At 63.5% G+C, this 17,955-nt stretch carries 18 protein-coding genes; 1 reads left to right on the top strand and 17 read right to left on the bottom strand.

What is annotated here, in order from left to right:
• Positions 1–11: 11 nt before the first annotated feature.
• On the bottom strand, positions 12–1,607 hold the full coding sequence (gene nusA, locus NKH22_RS04225; protein ID WP_352909011.1) for a transcription termination factor NusA: 1,596 nt from the start codon (positions 1,605–1,607) through the stop codon (positions 12–14).
• Positions 1,608–1,654: 47 nt separating this feature from the next.
• Positions 1,655–2,299, bottom strand: a complete 645-nt coding sequence (gene rimP, locus NKH22_RS04230; protein ID WP_023669554.1) for a ribosome maturation factor RimP — start codon at positions 2,297–2,299, stop codon at positions 1,655–1,657.
• A 335-nt stretch (positions 2,300–2,634) separates the two neighbouring features.
• On the opposite strand from rimP, the gene NKH22_RS04235 reads away from it, so the two are divergent.
• The gene (locus tag NKH22_RS04235; RefSeq protein WP_023669553.1) at positions 2,635–2,799 is read left to right on the top strand and encodes a hypothetical protein; all 165 of its coding nucleotides are present in this window, start codon (positions 2,635–2,637) and stop codon (positions 2,797–2,799) included.
• Between the two features lie 41 nt (positions 2,800–2,840).
• On the opposite strand, the gene trmB is transcribed toward NKH22_RS04235, so the two are convergent.
• The 15 genes from trmB to NKH22_RS04310 form a co-directional block, all read right to left on the bottom strand.
• Positions 2,841–3,542: a tRNA (guanine(46)-N(7))-methyltransferase TrmB gene (trmB, locus tag NKH22_RS04240; protein WP_023669552.1), complete on the bottom strand. Its 702-nt coding sequence runs from the start codon at positions 3,540–3,542 to the stop codon at positions 2,841–2,843.
• A gap of 120 nt (positions 3,543–3,662) precedes the next feature.
• Positions 3,663–4,928, bottom strand: coding sequence for a methionine adenosyltransferase (gene metK / locus NKH22_RS04245; RefSeq protein WP_023669551.1), 1,266 nt, complete (start codon positions 4,926–4,928; stop codon positions 3,663–3,665).
• Between the two features lie 222 nt (positions 4,929–5,150).
• On the bottom strand, positions 5,151–5,570 hold the full coding sequence (locus NKH22_RS04250) for a helix-turn-helix domain-containing protein (RefSeq protein WP_023669550.1): 420 nt from the start codon (positions 5,568–5,570) through the stop codon (positions 5,151–5,153).
• A gap of 137 nt (positions 5,571–5,707) precedes the next feature.
• A complete protein-coding gene (gene lnt, locus NKH22_RS04255; RefSeq protein ID WP_023669549.1) occupies positions 5,708–7,300 on the bottom strand; it encodes an apolipoprotein N-acyltransferase in 1,593 nt (530 codons plus the stop codon).
• 77 nt (positions 7,301–7,377) lie between these two features.
• Complete coding sequence (locus NKH22_RS04260; protein ID WP_352909012.1) at positions 7,378–7,776, bottom strand: VOC family protein; 399 nt, start codon at positions 7,774–7,776, stop codon at positions 7,378–7,380.
• Positions 7,777–7,867: 91 nt separating this feature from the next.
• The gene (locus NKH22_RS04265; RefSeq protein WP_023682011.1) at positions 7,868–8,962 is read right to left on the bottom strand and encodes a hemolysin family protein; all 1,095 of its coding nucleotides are present in this window, start codon (positions 8,960–8,962) and stop codon (positions 7,868–7,870) included.
• A 28-nt stretch (positions 8,963–8,990) separates the two neighbouring features.
• A complete protein-coding gene (gene ybeY, locus NKH22_RS04270; protein ID WP_023669546.1) occupies positions 8,991–9,497 on the bottom strand; it encodes an rRNA maturation RNase YbeY in 507 nt (168 codons plus the stop codon).
• Between the two features lie 17 nt (positions 9,498–9,514).
• Positions 9,515–10,507: a PhoH family protein gene (locus tag NKH22_RS04275; RefSeq protein ID WP_027049340.1), complete on the bottom strand. Its 993-nt coding sequence runs from the start codon at positions 10,505–10,507 to the stop codon at positions 9,515–9,517.
• An 83-nt stretch (positions 10,508–10,590) separates the two neighbouring features.
• Entirely contained in the window at positions 10,591–12,000 is a 1,410-nt protein-coding gene (gene miaB, locus NKH22_RS04280) for a tRNA (N6-isopentenyl adenosine(37)-C2)-methylthiotransferase MiaB (protein WP_023696734.1), read from the bottom strand.
• A gap of 53 nt (positions 12,001–12,053) precedes the next feature.
• A complete protein-coding gene (olsA, locus tag NKH22_RS04285) occupies positions 12,054–12,854 on the bottom strand; it encodes a lyso-ornithine lipid O-acyltransferase (RefSeq protein WP_023696735.1) in 801 nt (266 codons plus the stop codon).
• A gap of 28 nt (positions 12,855–12,882) precedes the next feature.
• Entirely contained in the window at positions 12,883–13,377 is a 495-nt protein-coding gene (gene rimI, locus NKH22_RS04290) for a ribosomal protein S18-alanine N-acetyltransferase (protein WP_023669542.1), read from the bottom strand.
• On the bottom strand, positions 13,377–14,054 hold the full coding sequence (gene tsaB, locus NKH22_RS04295; protein WP_023711441.1) for a tRNA (adenosine(37)-N6)-threonylcarbamoyltransferase complex dimerization subunit type 1 TsaB: 678 nt from the start codon (positions 14,052–14,054) through the stop codon (positions 13,377–13,379). Before tsaB ends, rimI begins: the two co-directional genes overlap by 1 nt.
• Positions 14,055–14,161: 107 nt before the next feature.
• A complete protein-coding gene (locus tag NKH22_RS04300; RefSeq protein ID WP_023669540.1) occupies positions 14,162–15,277 on the bottom strand; it encodes a DUF1513 domain-containing protein in 1,116 nt (371 codons plus the stop codon).
• Positions 15,278–15,280: 3 nt separating this feature from the next.
• On the bottom strand, positions 15,281–16,360 hold the full coding sequence (locus tag NKH22_RS04305) for an imelysin family protein (protein WP_023669539.1): 1,080 nt from the start codon (positions 16,358–16,360) through the stop codon (positions 15,281–15,283).
• Complete coding sequence (locus NKH22_RS04310; protein ID WP_023669538.1) at positions 16,360–17,949, bottom strand: di-heme oxidoreductase family protein; 1,590 nt, start codon at positions 17,947–17,949, stop codon at positions 16,360–16,362. The genes NKH22_RS04305 and NKH22_RS04310 overlap by 1 nt, the downstream gene beginning before the upstream one ends.
• Between the last annotated feature and the right edge of the window lie 6 nt (positions 17,950–17,955).

Genomic DNA, 17,955 nt, shown 5'->3' on the forward strand with positions numbered 1-17,955 from the left:
GCGGTTTCACCTCACGCACCAACGGCTTCGTCAGCCGGGACCTGTTCGGCTGAAAGCTCGTCTTCGGTGATCCAGCCGGCCTTGAGGCGGGCTGCCAGAACCATCTGCTCGGCGTCGGCGCGCGACACGCCGTGATTGGCGAGCACACCCGGGAATACCTTGGTCTCGCCGTCCTTGCGTTCCTTCCAGCCGGTCAGGTCGTCGGCGGCATAGCCGGCGAAATCCTCGATCGTCTTCACGCCATCCTCGCCGAGCGTCACCATCATGGCGGTGGTGACGCCAGGGATCTCGCGCAGTTCGTCGGTGACGCCCAGCGCCTTGCGCTTGTCGTCATGCTCGGCTTCGATCTTCTCCAGATATTCGCGGGCGCGGGTCTGGATCTCCGAAGCGGTGTCTTCGTCGAAACCGTCGATCGAGGCGATCTCGCCCGAATCGACGTAGGCAACTTCCTCGACGCTGGTGAAGCCTTCGGAGGCCAACACCTGGCCGACCATCTCGTCGACATCAAGGGCTTCCATGAACAGCGACGAGCGTTCGACGAATTCCTTCTGGCGGCGCTCGGACTCCTCGGCCTCGGTCAGGATGTCGATGTCCCAGCCGGTGAGCTGCGAGGCAAGACGCACGTTCTGGCCGCGACGGCCGATGGCCAGCGACAGCTGGTCGTCGGGAACCACCACTTCGATGCGCTCGGCATCCTCGTCGAGCACGACCTTGGCGACTTCCGCCGGCTGCAGCGCGTTGACGATGAAGGACGCGGCCGAAGGCGACCACGGAATGATGTCGATCTTTTCGCCCTGCAATTCGCCGACCACGGCCTGGACGCGGCTGCCGCGCATACCGACGCAGGCGCCGACCGGATCGATCGACGAGTCACGCGAAATGACGGCGATCTTGGCGCGCGAGCCTGGGTCGCGGGCGACCGACTTGATCTCGATGATGCCGTCATAGATTTCCGGCACTTCCATGGTGAAGAGCTTGGCCATGAACTGCGGATGGGTGCGCGACAGGAATATCTGCGGGCCGCGCTGTTCGCGGCGCACGTCGTAGACATAGGCGCGGACGCGGTCGCCGTACTTGTAGTTTTCGCGCGGGATCAACTCGTCGCGGCGGATAATCGCCTCGCCACGGCCGAGATCGACGATGACGTTGCCATATTCGACGCGCTTGACGGTGCCGTTGACGATCTCGCCGATGCGGTCCTTGTATTCGTCATACTGGCGGTCGCGCTCGGCCTCGCGCACTTTCTGCACGATGACCTGCTTGGCTGACTGGGCGGCGATGCGGCCGAAATCCATTGGCGGCAGCTGTTCGGCGATGAAGTCGCCAAGCTGGGCGTCCGGATTGCGCTCGCGGGCCGAGGAAATGGCGATCTGGGTGGCGTAGTCGTCGACCTTCTCGACCACTTCCATCAGCCGCTGCAGCTTCATCTCGCCGGTGTTGGCGTTGATGTCGGCGCGGATGTTGGTTTCCTGGCCGTAGCGCGAGCGCGCGGCCTTCTGGATCGCATCAGCCATGGCGGCAATGACGATCGACTTGTCGATCGACTTTTCACGCGCCACCGCGTCGGCGATCTGCAGCAGTTCAAGTCTGTTGGCGCTTACAACCATCTTATTTCTCCCGAGCTTGTTGCCGAGCTTTTAGGCCCGGCCGCTCATCATAGTTCCTGTTCGATTTCGTCTTCCGCGCCGCCTTCAGCACCTTCGGGTGCATCATCAGCTTCGCCGCGGCGTTTCTTGGCTTCCTTGCGTTCCCGGTTGTCCTTCGAAAGGGCATCGCGAATAAGGTCGTCGGTGAGGATCAGCCGCACATCGGCGATCGCGTCATAAGGAATGCGAACCGTCGGCTCTTCGCCGTAGGCGGCCTTGTCGCGCTCGAGCAGCATGTCGTCTTCGCCGGCTTCGGCGATCTTGCCCTTGAAGCGCTTGCGGTCGGCGACCGGCACCGAGGTTTCCATCTTCACCAGATGGCCGGTCCAGGTGACGAAATCCGACTTGCGTACCAGCGGCCGGTCGATGCCCGGCGACGACACTTCGAGATGATAGGCCTTCTCGATCGGGTCATCGACGTCGAGCGCCGGCGACACAGCGCGGCTGACCTCTTCGCAATCCTCGACGGTCATGGTGCCGTCCTCGCGTTCGGCCATGATCTGCAGCGTCAGGCCGTTCTGGCCCGACAGATGCACCCGCACGAGGCGGAAGCCAATGCCTCGCAACACCGGCTGAACGATCAGCGCGATGCGCGCATCGATACCGCTTTCGCGGATGATGCGGTCGTCGGCTTCGCTTGCCGTTGCAGTCATGCGGTTCCTGTCGTTCTCTGGATCAGGATGATCGTCGTCCCGAACCATCTCTTTGCTGATGGCTGACCGGCAGGTAATAAAAAAGAGCGGGACCGGGTGGACCCACTCTTCGTCATACCGACCAAGAATTTGAGGCTGATATAAACGATCCCGGCCGGTGTTTCAAGTCTGTTGACGGGCCGGGCAGAGTGCAGCCGGGGACGGCTGGCAGGATTGCGCGCGGCGCATGCCGGCTATGCGGTAACGGCCCTGTGATCCCGGATTTCACATCCCTATCTATGTTGCACTGCACAAATCAAAGATGAGCGCGCGGTGGCGCGCGAAAGGTCAAGACAATGAGCAACCGTACCGTGTTTTCCGCCATAGGCGACGCCTTTGCCCTGTTCGGCAGCGCCGTTGCCGCCTCGCGGGCCGTCGAAGCCGGCCGCAAGCCGCGCGCCAACGATCTGCGCCGGCTCGGCATGGACCCGACCGCTTTCGGCAAGATCGGCCGTTTCTGAACCAGACCGGCTGTCGATGCGGGACACTTTCCCGCATCGAACTATTTTCTGATGAAGGTGAGATAGGCCGGCCGTCGGCCCTCGCGAATGGCTTTTGCCTCGTAGCGTGTGCCCGGCCAGCCTTCATAGGGCCGATGCCAGTCGGCCCCATCTTGCACCTGCCAGAGGAGCGCGCCATGCGCCCGACAGTGCAACAAGGTCCAGTTCACATAGGTGTCGATGTCGGATGCGAAGCGGAATTTTCCGCCCGGCTTCAGCACGCGCGCGAACCGATCGAGGTTGAGCGGGCTGACAAAGCGCCGCTTCCAATGCTTTTTCTTCGGCCAGGGATCGGGGTAGAGCAGATCGATGCCGTCGAGCGACGCCTGCGGCAACCAATCGAGCAGGCGCGTGGCGTCGTCGTCATAAACGCGAAGATTGGCAAGCGGCTTTTCCCGCACCGCCATCATCAACTTGGCCATGCCGTTGACGAACGGCTCGACACCGATGAAGCCGGTCGCCGGTGCCTCCGTGGCACGGTGCAGCAGATGCTCACCGCCGCCGAAGCCGATTTCCAGCCGAACCGTTGAAACATCCGCTGAGAATAGCGCGCGCAATTCTGCCGGTGCCTGGACGGAGAGGTCGAGGCCATACGCTCCAAGACCGCTTTCCAGCGCCGCGGCCTGCTGCGGGCGAATGGTCTTGCCGTGCCGGCGGCCGAAGAACCCTTCGGTCGCGCGGCTCCGCCTGTCCTGTGGATCCATGGCCTGGTCGCGCGCCGCGCTTAGATTGAGATGAGATTTGGCTGAAATCTCATTCTCAATCTAATCCTTTGTTGGAGCATGATCTTTTCCAAAAACCGGTACCACTTTTTGGAATCATGCCTAAGCAGCGATCGCGTCCTTGAGCGCCTTGGCCAGATCGGTCTTTTCCCAGGAGAAGGACCCGTCTCGGCCGGCCTTGCGGCCGAAATGGCCGTAGGACGAGGTCTTTGCGTAGATCGGCTTGTTGAGGTCGAGATGCCTGCGGATGCCGGATGGCGACAAATCCATCACCGTGCGCAGCGCTTCCTCGAGCTTGGCCTCGTCGACCTTGCCGGTGCCGTGCAGGTCGACATAGACCGACAGCGGCTGGGCAACGCCGATGGCGTAGGACAGCTGGATGGTGCAGCGGTCGGCGAGCTTGGCCGCCACTACATTTTTGGCGAGATAGCGCGCCGCATAGGCGGCGGAGCGGTCGACCTTGGTGGTGTCCTTGCCGGAGAAGGCGCCGCCGCCGTGCGGGGCAGCACCACCGTAGGTGTCGACGATGATCTTGCGGCCGGTCAGGCCGGCGTCGCCGTCCGGTCCACCGATGACGAACTTGCCCGTCGGGTTGATGTACCACATGCAATCGTCGGCGATCTTGAGGTCGCCGAGCGCCTCACGGATGTAAGGCTCAACGACCTTGCGGACCTTCTTGGAATCCCAGGTCGCGTCGAGATGCTGCGTCGACAGCACGATCTGCGTCGCTTCGGCGGCTTTGCCATCGACATAGCGAACGGTGACCTGGCTCTTGGCGTCGGGTCCGAGCTTGCCGGCTTCGCCGTTGTTTTCGTGACGGGCAGCGGCGAGCAGTTCGAGAATCTTGTGGCTGTAATAGATCGGCGCCGGCATCAGGTCCGGGGTCTCGCGGCAGGCATAGCCGAACATGATGCCCTGGTCGCCGGCACCCTCTTCGCCCTGGCGGTCGGCGGCGTTGTCGACTCCCTGGCCGATGTCGGGCGACTGGCCGTGCAGCAGAACCTCGATCTTTGCCGTCTTCCAGTGGAAGCCGGCCTGCTCGTAGCCGATTTCGCGGATCGCCTTGCGGGCGACCGACTTGAACTTGGCCGGGTTGACGACCGAATGCCCGGCGGCGTCCTTGAGGATGTTGCCGGCTTTGTCCCGCTTCAGCAGAGTATCGGGAACCCTTACTTCGCCGGCGATGACGACGCGGTTGGTGGTTGCGAGCGTCTCGCAGGCGACGCGGACTTTCCACGGGTCCATGCCGGTCTTCTTGGCCTCGCGATAGACCAGATCGACGATCTCGTCCGAGATGCGGTCACAGACTTTATCGGGATGACCCTCGGCCACGGATTCCGAGGTGAAGAAGTAGTTCTGCCGCGTCACGGGTGTCCCCTCTTGAAAAAACGATCGGCAGGGCTGCCGATTTTGGCGCGCCACGTGTTAACGGTGCCGGGCGCCGCTCGTCAAGCGGTGCCGCGGTTCTGGCATGAGTGCCGCAGCAATATATCTTGTACCACCGGCGGCTTGGCGCCGCCGGCAGTCGAGCCTCTGGGCTACTCGGGCCCGGGGGATTACTGGGGCCAATGGGTCAATCGACCCACCGAATCACTCGGCATCTTCGGCAGAAAGGGACTTCACAAGGTCGATAATCCGGCGGCGCACCTTCACATCCGCGATCTTGACGAACGCGCGGTTGAGCTGAAGCCCTTCCGGACTGCCGCAGAATTCGACGGCGAAAGCCATCGAAGTGTCCTCGGCAAATCCTCTATTACCCACCGGCTCCTGCCCTGGCGCATCCTCGAAAAAGAAGGCGACAGGCACGCTGAGTATCGAGGCTATTGCCTGCAGACGGCTGGCGCCGACGCGGTTCGTTCCTTTTTCATATTTTTGGATCTGCTGAAACGTAATACCGAGATTTTCACCAAGCTTTTCCTGGCTCATTCCAAGCATATTGCGCCGAAGGCGGACGCGACTTCCGACATGGATGTCGATCGGATTCGGTTTCTTCTTGTTTTCTTCTGTCATTTTTTCCTCGCCGAATTTTTCCGGCCTTTTCTATTTTTCTCGCCCAAACGAAGCCGGAGCCAACTGCCCCAACAGAAACACCAACCGACTTCGAGAAAATTAGGCGGTAACAGTATGAGTTTCTAATGTGTCGACTGTCAATTCACCCGTAGCCGTTGCCTTACGTTCAAGCTGAGGGCGATTGCGGCAAACACCAACATGATCAGCATTCCGTTAATGCGCCGCCCCGCGGCGGAGATGAAGGCTTGGCCGGAGATCGGCACCCGCACGTCGATGGCGCCACGTGCATCGACCGCCAATGCGTCGACGATGCGTCCCCGCGTATCGACAACGGCGGAAATGCCGTTGTTGGCGGCGCGCAACAGCGGCAATCCGTTTTCCACCGCGCGAATCTGAGCCTGCCTGAAATGCTGGTACGGCCCAGGCGTGTCGCCGAACCATGCGTCGTTGGTGACGTTCACAATAAGCTGGGATGACGTTGCGTCAACAGCCACAAGATCAGGAAAGATCACCTCGTAGCAAATAAACGGCAAGGCGCTGATGCCGCCGGGCAAAGCGATCGGATGGCGCTCGTTGCCGGCGGCGAAATTCATCGGCCCGGCGACGAGCTGTCCGATGCCGAAGCGGCTGAGCAGACCGGAAAACGGCAGATACTCGCCGAACGGGACCAGATGGACCTTGTCGACGGCATCAGCGATTTCGCCCTTGTCATCGATCGCCACCACCGAATTGTAGTAGCGGCTGTCGGCATCCGCCCCGGATCCGCGCTCCTCGCGCACGACGCCGGCAATCAGCATCTGACCAGGCTGCAGCATGTCGCCGACCGCGGTCAGCGCGTCCGGACGCTCGGTGAACAGGAAGGGTACCGAGGTCTCCGGCCACAGGATCAACTGCGGTTTGTTATGGCCGGGATCGGGCGCTGCGGCCGACAGGCCCATCATCGTGGCGAAGATGCGGTCGCGCACCGAGGCGTCCCATTTTTCGCTGAGGTCGACATCCGGTTGCACGATACGGACATCGAGAGTGCGGGTTGTCGGCTTGTCGGGGGTCGCGAGCCTGAAATAGCCGAAGCCAGCATGGGCGGCGACGAGAATGGCAAGCAGGACCACACCGAGACGGACATGCCGGCGTGCTGCAAGCAAGGCCGGCATGGCGAAGACAAAGACCGCCAGCGCGTTCATGCCGACCATGCCGGTCACCGACACGCTTTGCATCAACAGCGGCACGGGCATCGCCGCATAGCCGACGGCATTCCAGGGAAAGCCGGTGAACAGGAAGCCGCGCAGCCATTCCGTCAGGCCAAAAGCAAAGGCAAGGGCGGCAACGCGGCCAATATCGTTGGTCCATAACAGCCGCGCGACGACGGCGGCGAAGCCGTAGAAAAATGCCAGCGCCAAAGGAATGCCGACGACCGCGAAGGGTAAGGCCCAGGCGAAACTGTCGGCCTCGACCAGAAGCGCCTCGCCGATCCACCACAGGCCGGCGAGGAAATAGCCGAAACCGAACCACCAGCCGATGGCAAAAGTCGGCCGCAGGCGCCTGAGCCAGCCGTCGGAAGCCTCGCCGGTGGCGCCGTCGAGCAGCCAGACCAGCAGTGGAAACGAGACGAAACAGACGGCGAAGAAATCGTAAGGCGCCTGGGCGAGCACCGCCAGCGCCCCGGCAAGAAACGCCACCAGCGCGCGCCGCCAGCCCCAAAGCAGAATTATCCGGCCGGCAAGGCGCTCCATACAGACTTCCCAAGTCGCGCGAATCAGGAGCCAAGATTTATCAGATTTATTGAAACGCGAACCGGCCGATCGCTGCGCTATCGGTGCCATCCCTCGATGGTGAGCCCGCTCAGGTGCTCGGCCTCCTCGCGCGGCACGGTGCGCACGGTCTGGGTGAAGGTCCAGACATGGCCTTCGGGGTCGCGCGCCCGATACTGCCGTTCGCCGTAGAAATGGGCGGCAGGCTCCTCGACGATTTGGGCTCCAGCCGCCATTGCCCGCCCACAATGCACGTCCAGGCCGTCTTTCAGATGCACACAGACCGACTGAGTGTTCTTGCCGCCGACGCTTACCGGACTGGCAATATGATCGGCCCATTCGGAATCGACGATGATGTAGCCGTCGCCAAAACGCATTTCGGCATGGACCAGCCGTCCGTCGGCGTCGCTGACCACCATGCTCGGCTCGAAGCCGAAGGCCGTTTCGAGCCATTTCAATGCGGCTCGCGGGTCCTGTAGAACACACCCGAGCCAAAGGTTGAGTGCTTGAAGGGATCGTCGATCGTCATCGGCCGGGCGACGTTCTGTCCTAGGCCTGCTCGGTGCGGGGGGCGGTCACGCGGCGGCGACGCTCGCCCTTCTGGTTCTGGACGATGCGCACCCGCTTGACGCGGCGCGGATCGGCGTCGAGCACGTGGAATTCGAAGCCGGGGATGGCTTGCACAACCTCACCACGCGCGGGCACGCGGCCCAGCGTGTTGAAGATCATGCCGCCGATCGTGTCGACATATTCACCATGCTCACCGGCGGTAAAGTCCTCGCCGATCATCTTGGCGACCTCGTCGATCTCGGCCTTGCCGTCGACGACGAACACGCCCTCGCCGGTCTGGGTGATCAGCGGCTCGTCCTCGTCATGCTCGTCCTCGATATCGCCGACGACCATCTCGACGATGTCTTCCAGCGAGGCGAGACCATCGGTGCCGCCATATTCGTCGATGACCAGCGCCATCTGGGTTCGCGTCGTCTGCATATGGCCCATCAGGTCGGAGGCAAGCATCGAGGGCGGCACGAAAAGCACCGGGCGGATTAGATTGAGGTCGCCGATGGTGCGGCCGAGATCGACCTGGGCGAGGTCGAGAAGCGTCGTTGCCGGCGTCTTCCTGGATGTTCTGCCCTTCTTGACCCGGGCGACCTTGGTGATGTGGGCCAGCACGTCGCGGATGTGAACCATGCCGCGCGGATCGTCGAGCGTCTCGGAATAGACCGGCATGCGGGAATGGCCGGACTGCTCGAACAGACCGAGCAGATCGCCCAACGTCGTGGTGATCTCGACGGCCTCAATATCGGCGCGCGGCACCATGACGTCCTCGACGCGTACCTCGCGCAGGCGCAATATGTTGTTGAGCATGGCGCGTTCGCCGGGCGAGAAAGACCCGGCATCGCTGGTCGTTTCGGCAAGCGCGCCGGCGATTTCCTCGCGCAGGCTGGTGCCGTTCCGCTGCCTGAAAAGGCCCAAGACGCGGTCGAACAGGGACGGACCGGCAGGCGATGGCTCGCTGGCAATGCTACCAGAAGCGGGGCTGCCGGAACTGGGACTCGGACTCGATCCCTCTTCCGTCGTATCGGAAGGCTTTGTCGCACTGCCAGCCTCGGGGCGGGCGGCAGTTTCTGGTTTGTCGTTCATCGTCGTCCGGTCAATTGGTCTTTTGTCATTACGTGTAGGGATCGGGAATGGCAAGCCTTGCGAGCGCTGAGCGCTCGATGGCTTCCATCTCATCGGCCTCTGCATCGGTCTCGTGATCGTAGCCCAGCAAATGCAGCAGGCCGTGGATGACGAGATGGGTGATATGGTTCTCGAAGGGCTTGTCTTCCAGGGCTGCTTCGCGCGCCACCGTCTCGGCGGCCAGCACGATGTCACCCAGCATGGGCGGCAGCTTGCCACCCCTGGGGAACGGAAAAACAGGGAAAGACAAGACGTTGGTCGCCTTGTCCTTGCCGCGCCAGCCGGCATTGAGGGTACGGATATGGGCATCGTCGGAAAAGACGATGCTGAGTTCGGAAGGACCGGCAGCAGCGGTTTCGGCAAAGGCAGCCGACACGGCGCGATCGACCAGACGCGTCAGCGCCGCCTCATCGGGCCAGTCGCCGGCCTCGACCGACATATCGATCTCGACGGGAACCGAACTATCCCCGCCGCCAGGTCTTATGTCTTCAGGCATGAGCCCGCATCGTCACATCAGCTCTCGGCGCCGAGGCCGCGCGCCAGCTTGGCGTCGCGGTCATAGGCCCTGACGATTTCGGCCACCAGCGGGTGGCGCACAACGTCGACATCGTTGAAGCGCACGGTTACCGCGCCGGCCACGCCGTCAAGGACACGCAAGGCTTCGACGAGGCCCGACTTGGTGCTTGGAGGCAGATCGATCTGCGTCGGATCGCCGGTGACGATCATGCGCGAATTCTCGCCGAGGCGGGTCAAAAACATCTTCATCTGCATCGGCGTGGTGTTCTGCGCCTCGTCGAGGATGACGGCGGCATGCGCCAGCGTGCGGCCGCGCATGAAGGCCAGCGGCGCGATTTCGATGACCTCGGCAGCGATAGCACGCTCGACCTTGTCGGCCGGCATCATGTCGTAGAGCGCGTCATAGAGGGGCCGCAGGTACGGATCGACCTTTTCCTTCATATCGCCGGGCAGAAAACCCAGCCGCTCGCCGGCCTCGACCGCTGGGCGTGACAGGATGATGCGCTCGACCATGCCGCGTTCGAGCAGCATCGCCGCATGCGCCACCGCCAGATAGGTCTTGCCGGTGCCGGCCGGGCCAATGCCGAAGACAAGTTCCGAACGCTCCAGTGCCCGCATATAGGCGTCCTGGTTGAGCGAACGGGCATAGATCGTCTTCTTGCGGGTGGAGATCTGGGCGGCCGAAACCTTGCCCTTGCGTTCAAGCGTCGGCAGCGTCAGCTGGTCGTCGGCGGCAATCGCCATGCGCACGGCGCCATCGACGTCGGACTGGCCGATGTCGGTGCCCTTCTGGAGAATGCCGTAGAGATTGTCGAGTGCGCGGCGCGCCTGTTCGGCCGCCGAGGCCGAGCCCTTGATGGTCAACTGGTTGCCGCGCGAGCGGATATCGACGCCGAGCTTCTGCTCAAGCCGGGCCAAATTCTCGTCGAACTGACCGTACAGGGCGCTGGCAAGCTTGTTGTTGTCGAAAGTCAGAACGATGTGCGCCATGTCAGAGGCCCCGGATGTCTGGTTCTGGGGCAGAGTCTTCACTTCAGCAGCGCTCAACCGTCTCTCCTCATCTGCCGAGGCCATCAAGCCAACTCGGCGAACAGGCTATTGTAGCCCGTCTTCGTGATTCGCACCCGGATAATGTCACCGATTTCGCCGGCCTTTTCATCAACAATAACCGGCTGCAGCCAAGGCGAGCGGCCGACCTTCTGGCCGGCCTGACGGCCGGGCTTCTCGATCAGCGTGTCGATGGTGCTGCCGACCAGGCCCAGGCCGAAATCCTGCTGCTGCTTGAGCAACAATGCCTGCAGCTGTTGCAAGCGTTCATCCTTGACCGCTTCCGGCACGTGATCGGGCATATCGGCGCCCGGCGTGCCGGGACGCGGCGAATATTTGAACGAGAAGGCCGAGGCGTAGTTCACCTGGCGCACCAGACCCATCGTCGCCTCGAAATCGGCCTCGGTTTCGCCGGGGAAGCCGACGATGAAGTCACCGGACAGCGCGATGTCGCCGCGTGCAGCGCGGATGCGCTCGAGCAGCGCCAGATAGTCCTTGGCCGTGTGCCTGCGGTTCATCGCCTTGAGGATGCGGTCTGACCCGGATTGCACCGGCAGGTGCAGATAAGGCATCAAAGCCGGGAGGTCACGATGGGCAGCGATCAATTCGTCGTCCATGTCGCGCGGATGGCTGGTGGTGTAGCGCAGCCGCGCCAAGCCGGGAATCTCGGCTAGCCGGAACAGCAGGCGACCAAGCCCCCATTCCATGCCATCCTCACCCTTGCCGTGCCATGCATTGACGTTCTGCCCCAGCAGCGTCACCTCGCGCACACCGGCATCGGCCAGCCGCTCGGCTTCGGCGACGATCTGCGCCACCGGCCGCGACACTTCCGAGCCCCTGGTATAGGGCACGACGCAGAAGGTGCAGAATTTGTCGCAGCCTTCCTGCACCGTGAGGAAGGCGGTGACGCCGCGCTTGATCATTTCGGCACGCTTCGGCTGCGGCAGATGCTCGAACTTGTCCTCGATGGCGTATTCGGTCTCGACGATCTTCTCGCCGCCACGCACCCGGGCCAGCACACCGGGCAGCCGGTGATAGGTCTGCGGGCCGATGACCAGATCGACAGCAGGCGAACGGCGGATGATTTCCGCGCCTTCGGCCTGCGCGACGCAACCGGCGACGCCGATCAGCATTTCGCGCCCAACTGCTGCGCGTTCAGCCTTCATGTCGCGGATGCGGCCGAGCTCAGAATAGACCTTTTCCGCCGCCTTCTCCCTGATATGGCAGGTGTTGAGCAGCACCAGGTCGGCGTCGGCGATGACATCGGTCGCGGTGTAGCCGTCGGCTGCCAGCGCATCGGTCATGCGCTGTGAGTCATAGACATTCATCTGGCAGCCATAGGTCTTGACGAAGACCTTTTTGGCCGAGGCGGACGCCACAGCAGCGCTTTGCAAGGCGCTGTCGGTTTCGTTCCGCTCTATCGTGTTCAAATCCATCCGGCGGCTTCTAACGCCTTTCCGTGACAAAAAACAGACGATTCTAGGTTGCGCTACCGACTCTGGCGCGGGTCGGCGAGCGCGGCCTGCATCATGGCGCGCACCTGGCTTTCCATCAGCCTCGACGTTTCCTTGCGGTTCGAGCCCTTGGAAAAGGCGATGGGCTCGCCGAAATGCACCTCGACGTCAATGGCGCCTTCGGCCATCAGCACCTTGAGATGCGGCATCAGGTCCTGATCGCCGATCCAGGCAGCGAGCGGCCGGTGGCGACGGCCGAGAGGCACGCCGTGCACCCGCGTGTAGGCAATCGCCAGCGGCTGGATGAAGACCTGCTCGGCCGCGCCTTCCGAAATCGCCATCGAGGCGGCGCCGAACAAGGTGCTCTTGAACGGCAGGATGGTGTTGCCGTCGCCGGTAGAGCCCTCGGCAAACAGCACCATGGCGTCGCCCTTGGCCATGCGGCTGGCGATCTCGCTGGCCTGGTCGCCAGCTGTCCGCTTGCGCTCGCGTTCGATGAAGACCGTACGCTGCAGTTTCGACAGCCAGCCGATCAGCGGCCATCCCTCCATGTCCGCCCGAGCGATGAAGGTCACATCGGCAAAGGAGCCCAGCACCATGATGTCGGTCCAGGAGATATGGTTCGAGGCGACCAGCAGCGGGCGCTGGCTGGACAGCGCACCTTTGACATGGATGCGCAGGCCGAGCGTCCGGACGATGAGGCTGTGCCAGGCCTTCAGAATGACCGTCTCGCGCCAGATTCCGGTCTTCATCGACAGCAGCTGCAAAGGCACAAGGACCAGCGAACCGATGACAACGAGGCTCAGCGCCAGGAAGATCCTGATTTTTCCGATCATGCAGCTTGGCCCTGCCCCAAAACTTTGGCTAGCGAAGATCGCGGCGCATGACAAGCGCGCCGGTAGGACCATGTTCGGTCGAGCGGTAATAATTGGCGCGGTGGCCGACCTGGCGGAAACCCAGCCGCCGGTAGAGGGCGATGGCAGCGACATTGGTCTCGTCGACCTCAAGGAACAGCGCCTCGGCCCGCTGCGCATGCAATTCGCGCAGTACCGCGTCCATCAACTGCCAGCCGAGCCCCTGGCGGCGATGCGAGCGCGCCACCGCCACGGTCAGAATCTCGCCCTCGCCGGCTGCAAGCCTGGCCAGCACGAAGCCGACCGGCGGCTTGGCGCCCTGGCCGATTTCGCGCGCGGCATAGCCGAACACGGTTTCCTGTTCGAGCAACGCGGCGAACTCGCCATCGGTCCAGGGCCGGACGAAATCCTCGCGGTGCAGCACCGACGCTGCCGGGCTGTCGGCGATGGTCAGCGGCTCGAGCGCATAGTCCCTGCGGCGCGGCTGGAGGAAAGGGATGCGCATCACTTTTCCTGCCTCAACAGGATGAACCCGGCCTGCGCCTTGGCATCGGCGCCGCGCAGATAGAGTGGCTTCGGCTTGTCGCCCTCACCTTTTGCAGCGGCGAGCCGGGCGTAGACGGCAATGTCGGCGGTGGCAGCCGTCGGGCCGATATCGAAATCGCGACCGGCCGCGGCTGCGATCTGCACGGCGGCCGTGCCGGCAAGCACCGGACGATTGTCCGCCGCCATTCCCGCGGCTTGGGCAAGTGTGGTCACAGCCGGACCATAGCGCAAAATCGCTTCCGCATCGTAAAACGCCGCATGGATCTCCTCGCGGCCTGCATCGAGAGCCGCCAGGATCGGGCGGCCGGGAAATGCCGCCCTCGCCTCGGCCGCCAGCGCCTCCAGTGTCGTTACCCCGATCGCCGGGATCTTCAGCGCCAGCGCCAGGCCGCGCGCCGCCGAGACGCCCACCCGCAGGCCGGTGAAGGAACCCGGACCGATGGAGACCGCAACGGCGCCAAGGCCGGCATAATCGGTGCCGTCCGCTTTCAACGCTTCGTCAATGACAGCCATCAGGTGTTCGGCGTGGCCTTTGCCGAGATCGAGTACCGAGCGGCCGAGCTCTCTGTCGCCCGATGCGTCATAGACGCAAGCGGCGCAGAGATTGGCGGCACAGTCGATGGCGAGCAGTTTCATGGGCGACCGGTTCGAAAAACAGTCTCCCTCTGCCCGCCACGGCGCGCCGCCGCAAGAGCCAGCGCGTAAATTGTTAAGCGGCTTCGCTTCGGTGCAGGCCGGACGGCTTACGCCGCCGGCGCGATGCGCAGCATGTGGTTGTCCCAGACATAGTCGGGCTCGGAGCGCGTCGCGCCGCTGCCTTCGATGATTTCGCCGGCACCCGTGGTTGCCATGAAGCCCGGGCCGTCGGGCGCCAGGCCGCAGACCTCGACCAGCGCCTTGGTGGCGACGATCTTGCCGCTGGCGGCGTCGATGACGGCCAGCGAATTGCCTTCCGGCGAAGACACCGCGACCGTGCCGGCAATCGGGTTGGCGGCGACCGAGCCGATGTAATTCCGGAAGCCGGATAGCACGTCCTGCGGCATGTCGAGCAGCTGCAGCCCCTTGCCGCGCGTGGCGCGGCCGACCAGCGGTGGCCGCTCGGTGCCCGGCCCGCGGTACTGGCAGCCGAACCAGATGGTGCCTGTGGGGTCGGCATCCATGTGGCGAATCGACAGCTGGTGCAGAGCCGGCGGCAGTTCGTGCTTTTCGATGAGATCGCCGGTTGTGCGATCGACCAGCACATAGGACGGCTTCATGGTGGCGATGTTGAGCTCGGCGCGGCCATAGTCGGGATGGGTCTCGATGCCGCCATTGGCGATGGCGATCGTCCGGCCGTCTCCGAGCAGCAAGAGCTCATGCGGCCCCATGCCATAGGTCGGAAACTCGCCGATGCGGCTGAACTTGGCCCGTGCGTCGTAGATCCCGACGACGCCGGCGGCATTGTCGAAATTGTTTTCGGTGACGTAAAGCAGCGCGCCGTCGGTGGAAAACACACCGTGGCCGAAGAAATGCCGACCGGTGATGCTGGCGATGGTCAGCGGCGGCTCGCGGCCGGCATGGTCGAAGACCACGGCGAAGGTGCCGGGTTGCCGGGCGAAGACCACGGAGCGCTTCGAGACCGGATCGAAGGTGACGTCGTGGCCACGGTCGGGCAGGTCGATCGCATGCAATACTTTTCCGGCTTCCGACAACACAGCGGCGCCAAAGCTGCCGTCGCGCTTGACGAAGGCGGTGGCAAAGACGGCATCGGCGGCAAGCGTGTCCGCCCAGGCCCGCGGCGCCATTGACGCGACGAAGCCGGCGCCGGCAGCTCTGAGAAAATCGCGGCGGTCCATCAGCGGCGTGCGTGTCGCAACCATTGGTCAGTCCCCGTCCAGTGACGAAAAGCCGGCGGTCAGGCCGAACTCGGCGGTTAGCCGGGTGCCGATCAAGCCCGACAGGCTGGAGGTGATCAGCGCGAAATGTTCGAGTTTTCCGCGCTCCGCGGGATCGGCGAGCGTCTTGTCGATCCGACCCTGGATGGATTTGGCAGTGGCAACGCCATTGATGAGCTGGATATGGATGGATTCCGCCATCCATCTGCTATCCTCGGGCAGCGCGTCGCCGAGCTTCGAGGCCTGGAACAGCGCATCAATGCCGGAGAGGTTGCCGGCTAATGAAAGGCCGGTGTTTTGCGAGCGCCAGTAGATCGCTTGCCTCGGCTTGTCACCCTGCGGTTTGGCGCCGAGAAAACCTTTGAGGCGCACGTCGCGCACCATTTCGAGTTCATTGATGAACACGCCGACCAATTCGGTCACCGCTTCAGTGCCGTCGCGGTAAAGCGCATTGTCGGGTCCGGGATTGGCCCACAGGCCTGCAAAACCGTCCGGTTTTTTCCAGGCGGCGTCGACATCGGCCGCCATGGTCTCGATATTCTTGGCGATCGCCGCGCCATAGGCGCAGCGATAGGGCTCGTCCTTGCCGACGAGCGTCTCGGCGCCGTCGCCGTAAAGCACGAACTCAAGCGCCCCTAATCCCTGCATCGCGACACTCTTGCCCGCCAGCTGCGCCGGATCGGTGACGGTCGGATCCTTGCCGGCCAGCGCCGCCTGCACCTGCTTCAGGCCGATGCTCTTTCGGTCCGGCCAGTAGAGCATGCGCTCCAGCCGGTTGTTCTCCTTGATTGGCCCGAAGCCGATGATTTCAGCCGACGACCAGGCTGCGACCGTGGCCGAGAATCCGGCATGCGCGGCATCGAGGTTACCCTGCGACGGCGCCTGGCAGAGCGCGTCCATGGCCTTCGCCAAGGTGCCGGCATGGCCATGCAGGCTGGCATAGGCGGGGCGGACAAAGCCGTCGATCGCTCTTTGGATCACGTCGGAGGCTTTCACCGAGGCCGATGCCGGGGACGCACCGAACAGAGCCAATGGGAGGAGTAGAACAGGCAAAACCCGCTTGAGCATCAGAATGACTCCAGGAATTTGATGAGAGCATCGCGGTCGGCCGTATTGGCGGCGGCGAAGCGATCGCGCGCTTTCTGCCCCTCGCCACCATGCCACAGGATCGCTTCGGTAAGCGTGCGCGCACGCCCGTCATGCAGGAAGAAAGCGTTGCCGTTGACGGTCTTTGTCAGGCCGATGCCCCATAGCGGCGGGGTGCGCCATTCACTGCCCGTGGCATCGCCCACCGCCTGGCCGTCGGCAAGGCCAGGCCCCATGTCGTGCAGCAGAAAGTCGGAATAGGGCCAGATCAGTTGGAACCCCTGCGCCTTGTTCCCGCGCATGGTGACGAATTTCGGCGTATGACAGGCAATGCAGCCCATCTCGTAGAACAGCTTCTTGCCGGCGAGCACGGCGGGTGCGCCGACATCGCGCCGCGCCGGCACCCCAAGGTTCTGCGAATAGAAGGTGACGAGGTCCATCACCGGTGGTGGCGCCTCGACCGGGCCGAGCCGCTTCTGCACGCCATTGGGCATGGCCAAACAGGCCTCTTCGGCTGCGGTGCAATCGCCCCAGTGACTGGGCTCTTCCGGCGTCGAAATGCCGATGTCGCCGGCAAAGGCGTCCGCCGCCTGCTGGCGGATCGACGCGGTCTGGGCCTTCCAACCGAAGCGGCCAAGCGTCAGTTGCCCACTGCTGAGGTCACGCACCATGTTGGGCTTGCCGGAAATGCCGTCGCGGTCGTCGGGATCGGCATGGGCAAGGAGGTCGGCCGGCGCGATCTGCTCGATCAGGCCAAGGCCGATCATTGGCGGCGTCAGGCGCGGCGACAGCGTGGTGCGCGGGTCTAGCGGGCCGTAGCCAAGCCCGTCGACCGAATAGCTCGGCTTGCGCAGCCAAACCACGCTGCCGTCGCCGAGCGTGACCTTTTCCTCGCGATAGTCGACATACATGCGGCCTTCGCCCTTGAGGCCGGGCACCGCCAGTTCCTGCAACTGCGCGCCGTAGACCGGATCGGGGAAGTTCAGCACCTTGTGCGCGGCGATCTCGGTCTTTTCCTCGGCCGTGCTCGCATCGCGCGCTAGCCGCAGGAACATCGACGTGGTGCGGCTGTCGGCGGCCGGCGGGCGGCCGCGGCCATCCTTCAAATGGCAATTCTGGCAGGCGCGCTCGTTGAACAGGGGTCCGAGACCGTCCGAGGCCTGGGTCGAGGATGGCGACGACACCCAGTTCTTGCGGAAAAGCGCATTGCCGAGCTTGAAATTGCCCTGTTCCTCGAAGGTAATGTTTTCAGAGGGTTGCGAGAAGGCGTCGCGGTCGACCTGCTTGCGCGACGTGCCGGCGCCGCCTTGCATCGTTTCGAAGGATTCGGGCTTGGAGAAATCCTGGGTTGGCCTGGTAACGGCAAGGACGCGGGCCTGGTCCTTCGGCGTCAGGTCGGTGCGGCTCGTGGCGAGGCCGACCGGTTCCGACGATCCGGCCAGGGCCGGGGCCAAAATTGCCGCCAGGGTTACAACCGAAAGCCCGCGAAAGGCCTGATATCGCGGGTTTTTGAGGAGCAGCGGGCCGGCGGCCCGCCGCAAGCGGCGCAGAATATCTATGGGGCGCCGCATTCCTGC

Source organism: Mesorhizobium sp. M1252 (assembly GCF_040318265.1).
In the GTDB taxonomy this organism is placed as follows: domain Bacteria; phylum Pseudomonadota; class Alphaproteobacteria; order Rhizobiales; family Rhizobiaceae; genus Mesorhizobium.

Bases quoted from the DNA above. Each gene is read 5' to 3' on its own strand.
- nusA (WP_352909011.1), bottom strand. From the start codon at position 1,607: ATGGTTGTAAGCGCCAACAGACTTGAACTGCTGCAGATCGCCGACGCG.
- rimP (WP_023669554.1), bottom strand. From the start codon at position 2,299: ATGACTGCAACGGCAAGCGAAGCCGACGACCGCATCATCCGCGAAAGC.
- NKH22_RS04235 (WP_023669553.1), top strand. From the start codon at position 2,635: ATGAGCAACCGTACCGTGTTTTCCGCCATAGGCGACGCCTTTGCCCTG.
- trmB (WP_023669552.1), bottom strand. From the start codon at position 3,542: ATGGATCCACAGGACAGGCGGAGCCGCGCGACCGAAGGGTTCTTCGGC.
- NKH22_RS04250 (WP_023669550.1), bottom strand. From the start codon at position 5,570: ATGACAGAAGAAAACAAGAAGAAACCGAATCCGATCGACATCCATGTC.
- lnt (WP_023669549.1), bottom strand. From the start codon at position 7,300: ATGGAGCGCCTTGCCGGCCGGATAATTCTGCTTTGGGGCTGGCGGCGC.
- NKH22_RS04265 (WP_023682011.1), bottom strand. From the start codon at position 8,962: ATGAACGACAAACCAGAAACTGCCGCCCGCCCCGAGGCTGGCAGTGCG.
- ybeY (WP_023669546.1), bottom strand. From the start codon at position 9,497: ATGCCTGAAGACATAAGACCTGGCGGCGGGGATAGTTCGGTTCCCGTC.
- NKH22_RS04275 (WP_027049340.1), bottom strand. From the start codon at position 10,507: ATGGCGCACATCGTTCTGACTTTCGACAACAACAAGCTTGCCAGCGCC.
- miaB (WP_023696734.1), bottom strand. From the start codon at position 12,000: ATGGATTTGAACACGATAGAGCGGAACGAAACCGACAGCGCCTTGCAA.
- olsA (WP_023696735.1), bottom strand. From the start codon at position 12,854: ATGATCGGAAAAATCAGGATCTTCCTGGCGCTGAGCCTCGTTGTCATC.
- rimI (WP_023669542.1), bottom strand. From the start codon at position 13,377: ATGCGCATCCCTTTCCTCCAGCCGCGCCGCAGGGACTATGCGCTCGAG.
- tsaB (WP_023711441.1), bottom strand. From the start codon at position 14,054: ATGAAACTGCTCGCCATCGACTGTGCCGCCAATCTCTGCGCCGCTTGC.
- NKH22_RS04300 (WP_023669540.1), bottom strand. From the start codon at position 15,277: ATGGTTGCGACACGCACGCCGCTGATGGACCGCCGCGATTTTCTCAGA.
- NKH22_RS04305 (WP_023669539.1), bottom strand. From the start codon at position 16,360: ATGCTCAAGCGGGTTTTGCCTGTTCTACTCCTCCCATTGGCTCTGTTC.
- NKH22_RS04310 (WP_023669538.1), bottom strand. From the start codon at position 17,949: ATGCGGCGCCCCATAGATATTCTGCGCCGCTTGCGGCGGGCCGCCGGC.